The sequence below is a fragment of the Actinomadura sp. NPDC000929 genome, from assembly GCF_040492065.1.
Taxonomy (GTDB): Bacteria; Actinomycetota; Actinomycetes; order Streptosporangiales; family Streptosporangiaceae; genus Spirillospora; species Spirillospora verrucosospora.
In genome coordinates, this window is the sequence record NZ_JBEUPA010000283.1 from 1 (window position 1) to 3,901 (window position 3,901).

The 3,901-nt window shown below is 75.3% G+C and carries 3 protein-coding genes; all 3 read right to left on the bottom strand.

Going from position 1 to position 3,901, the window contains the following annotated elements:
• Positions 1-2,546 (bottom strand): ATP-binding protein (locus ABWI04_RS41965; protein ID WP_353835894.1); only part of this gene is annotated, 2,546 nt, incomplete at its 3' end.
• A 42-nt stretch (positions 2,547-2,588) separates the two neighbouring features.
• A complete protein-coding gene (locus ABWI04_RS41970; RefSeq protein WP_353835895.1) occupies positions 2,589-3,620 on the bottom strand; it encodes a CaiB/BaiF CoA transferase family protein in 1,032 nt (343 codons plus the stop codon).
• 72 nt (positions 3,621-3,692) lie between these two features.
• Positions 3,693-3,901 (bottom strand): hypothetical protein (locus ABWI04_RS41975; RefSeq protein WP_353835896.1); only part of this gene is annotated, 209 nt, incomplete at its 5' end.

Genomic DNA, 3,901 nt, shown 5'->3' on the forward strand with positions numbered 1-3,901 from the left:
TCGTGGTCGCCGGCCGCGAGCGCGGCCTCCGCCGCGCGGGCCAGGGCCCGCGCCCGGTAGTAGGGGTTGCCGAGGGCCTCCCACGCGGCCGCGGCCTCCTCCCAGGCGGCCCGGTCGAGGATGCCGCGCGCCCGGGACAGTTCGGCGGCGAACGTGAGGCAGTGCGCGTGCTGGAGCGGGCCGCTCGTCCCGAGGGCGGCGGCGCGCTCCTCCAGGCGGCGCAGACGCTCCTCGGCGGTGGCGCCGATCTCGCCGCAGGCCGCCGCGCCCACGACGAGCGCGGGCCAGGTGTAGCGGGCGTCGTCCGGCATGCCGGTGTGCTGCAGGACGGGCTCCAGCGCCGCCAGCGCGGCCTCGGGGCGTCCCTCGGCGAAGGCGATGTTCGCCTCCAGCCAGAGGGTGCTGAAGTAGTCCTGCGTCTTCATCCACTTCAGCTTGAGCTTCATGATCTCGCGCGACCTCGCCAGCCGCGCCTTGGCCGTCGCGATGTCGCCGCGCACGAGCGCCACCCAGCCGGACAGGACGAGCAGCGAGGTGCGGGTCGTGATGGCGGGGTCCTGCTCCAGGGCGTGGTTCATCACGGCCAGGGCCTCGTCCCACCGGCCGAGCGAGACCAGCGGCTCGGCCTCGTTGATGGACAGGAACGTTCCCTGCGTGCGGCCCACGCCGTACTGGCGGGCCAGCTCCGCGCCGTGCCCGGCGACGGCGGCGGCCTCCTCGTGCCGTCCGGAGCCCTCCAGGAAGTGCGACCTGATCACGTAGTAGCGGAGCAGCACCCGGTGGTTGCCGCTGCGCTCGGCGCTCTCCCCGACCTCGGCGAGGCGCGTCTCGTCGTCGTAGTCGATGTCGGCGCAGAACAGCGTGATGAGCGCCTCGGTCTCCGCGACGGGGTCGCCGAGGGCGCGCGCGATGGACAGGGACTCCAGCGCCGCCTCGCGGGCCGCCTCGATGGAGGTGGTGATGCGCACGTAGTTGCCGAGCGTGGACAGGGCCCGGGCGCGCAGGATGGTCGGCGGGTCGGCCGGCAGCGCGTCCACCGCGGCGCGCAGGTCCTCGACGAAGCCGGGGCGCGCCACGTGGTAGAGCATGCGGCCGCGCTGTTCGAGCAGCGCCGCCCAGCGGGCGGTGTCGCGCTCGCCGTCGGCGGCCTCGACCTCCTTCAGCGCGGCGGTCGTGAGCTTGATGCCGCGGTCGAACTCGCCGGCCAGGTCGGCGGCGTTCGCGGCGTCCTCCAGGACCGAGACGTGGTCGGCGCCGATGCGCTCCGCCGCGTCGGGGACCTTGTCCCACAGCTGGAGCACGCGTTCGAGCATCGCCAGGCACTCGGCGTAGGCGACCGCCTTGCGGGCCTCGCGCGCCGCGCGCCAGGACGCGACCAGCGCCCACGTGCTGTCGTGGGCCTGCGTCCAGTGGTAGCTCAGCTCGACCCAGAGCCGCCGGGCCGGGACGAGCCCGGGGTCCTTCTCCAGGGCCTCGGCGTAGCGGGTGTGCAGGCGCGTGTACTCGCCCGGCAGCAGGTCGTCGTGGACGGCCTCGCGGATCAGGGCGTGCCGGAACGCGTAGCCGTCGCCGTCCACGACCAGGACGTTGGCGGCGACGGCGGGCCGCAGGACGCGGGTCAGCGCGGCGTCGTCGAGCCGGGACACCGCGGCCAGCAGCGCGTGCTCGATGCGGGTGCTGCCGCCGCTGGCGTCCCGCAGGACGTCCTGCGTCTCCTCGGGGAGCCGCTGGACGCCCGCCAGCAGCAGGTCGCGCAGCGACTCGGGCAGCTCGCAGGCCAGCGTGCCGTCGTCGTCGAGCAGCGCCTCGATGAACAGGGGGTTGCCCTCGCTGCGGGCCTCGATCCGCTCGACGAGGCCGGGCGGCGGGATGTGGCCGAGCAGCTCGGTGACGAGCGCGGCGACGTCGGCGCGGGCCAGCCGGCCGATCTCCGTCCGGCGGACGCGTTCGAGCCGCTCCAGCCCGGCGAGCAGCTGGCGCAGCGGATGGGTGCGGTGCAGCTCGTCCGACCGGTAGGTCATGACGATCAGCAGCGGCGCCGAGCCGAGATTGCGGATCAGGAAGGCCAGCAGGTCGCGGGTGGACCGGTCCGCCCAGTGGGCGTCCTCGATGACGAGCACGACCGGGCCGCGCTCGGCGAGCCGCTCCAGCAGCGTCAGCACGACCTCGAACAGCCGGGCGCGCTCCTCGCCGGACGCGGCGTCGCTCTCCGGCTCCCCGAACTCGGGCAGCAGCCGGGCCAAGGCGCCGGTGTCGCCGCGCGGGACGAGCCCGGCGACGCCGTCGACGCCGATGTCGCGGACGAGCCCGCGCAGGATCGTGGTGAACGGCGCGAAGGGAAGGCCGTCGGAACCGAGCTCCAGGCAGCCGCCGACCAGCGTCCTGGCGTCGGCCTCCCGGCTGAACTCCCTGACCAGGCGGGTCTTGCCGAGGCCCGCGTCGCCGCCGAGCAGCACGGCGCCCGGCGCGGCGGCGAGGGCGTCCCGCAGCTGCCGCAGTTCGGCCGACCTGCCGACCAGGACGGGACTCATCGCACGCGCGTTCACGTCACAAGCATGCCAAAGGGATCGGACAATCCCACCCGTATATCACTCCGTGAGACGCCAGCCCTGGCCCCGGTGCTCGTCCAGCTCCGGAACCGCACCCCGCGGGAGCGGCGGGTGGACGGCCGTCCGCACCGGACCCTCGTCCTGGACCCTGCGCGCCCTGAAGTGGTCGAGTTCGAGCATCTCGGCGCGGGACAGCAGGGGCGCCACCGGGGCCCCCGCCCGCGCCAGTCGCTCGACGGCCTCCTCCCGGGTGAGCCCGGCGACCGCGGCGGCGACCGCGCCGTCCAGCTCGCGGATCCGCTGGAGCCGCTCGGCGAACGGGACGGCGGCGTGCTCGCCGATGCCGAGCGCGCGGCAGGTCGCCGCCCAGAGCTTCTCCTCGGACACGACGCCGAGGGTGATCTTCTGGCCGTCCCTGGTCGGGTAGACGCCGTAGCCCGGCACCGGCCCCGCGCCCGACCGGCGGGTCGCCGCCGGGACGGTGCCGACCCAGTGCGCCAGGACGTCCGCCATGCCGAGGTCGATGCGGTCGCCGACCCCCGTCTCGCGGGCCTTGAGGCAGGCGGCCGTGATCGCGAAGGCGGCGGTCGTCGCGGCCGCCATGTCCGCGAGGGGAAGCTCGTCGGCCTCCGGCGACACGGCGTCGGGGGGCAGCGCGGCCGCGTGGGCGCGGTAGTTGATGTCGTGTCCCGGAACGTCCCTGAGCGGGCCCTCCGCGCCGTACCCGGAGATGGAGCAGTAGACGAGCCGGGGGTTCAGCGCCCTGAGGGTCCGGTGGCCCACGCCCAGCCGCTCGGCGACGCCCGGCCTGAACCCCTCGACGAAGACCTCGGCGTCCGCGGCCAGTTCCCTGAGCGCCGCGAGCCCGTCCTCGGACTTGAGGTCGAGCACCATGCCGCGCTTGTGCCGGTTGAGGACGTCGAAGTGGTCGCGGAACATCCGCATCGGCTCCCCGCCGGGCGGCTCCACCTTGATCACGTCGGCGCCGAGCTGGGCGAGCAGCTGCGTCGCGTACGGCCCGGGCCGCCACATCGTCAGGTCGAGGACGCGCAGTCCGTCCAGCGGCGCCATGGTGCTCCTCGCGTGTCGGGGACCATCACCGTGCCGTTCCGCCGCATCCGGAGTCAAGCGAGCGCTTGGTCGTCAAGGGTCGCGGGAGCGGCCGCCGCCCCGCCGTCCCGCGAAGAAGAACGGGCCGCACGCCCGGCGCCGGTCGCTCGGAAGCGACCGGCGCGGGGTGGGGCCCGCCGACAGCTCGGGGAGGCCCGGCGGGCCGCCCCGTCGTGGGGGGGGGGCGCCCGCGGCGGGGGCGCGGGGGCGCGGCGAGAAGAGGCTCGGGGGCCGCACAACCC

Excerpts from the sequence above, each read along its gene's own strand:
- ABWI04_RS41970 (WP_353835895.1), bottom strand. The coding sequence starts at position 3,620 with ATGGCGCCGCTGGACGGACTGCGCGTCCTCGACCTGACGATGTGGCGG.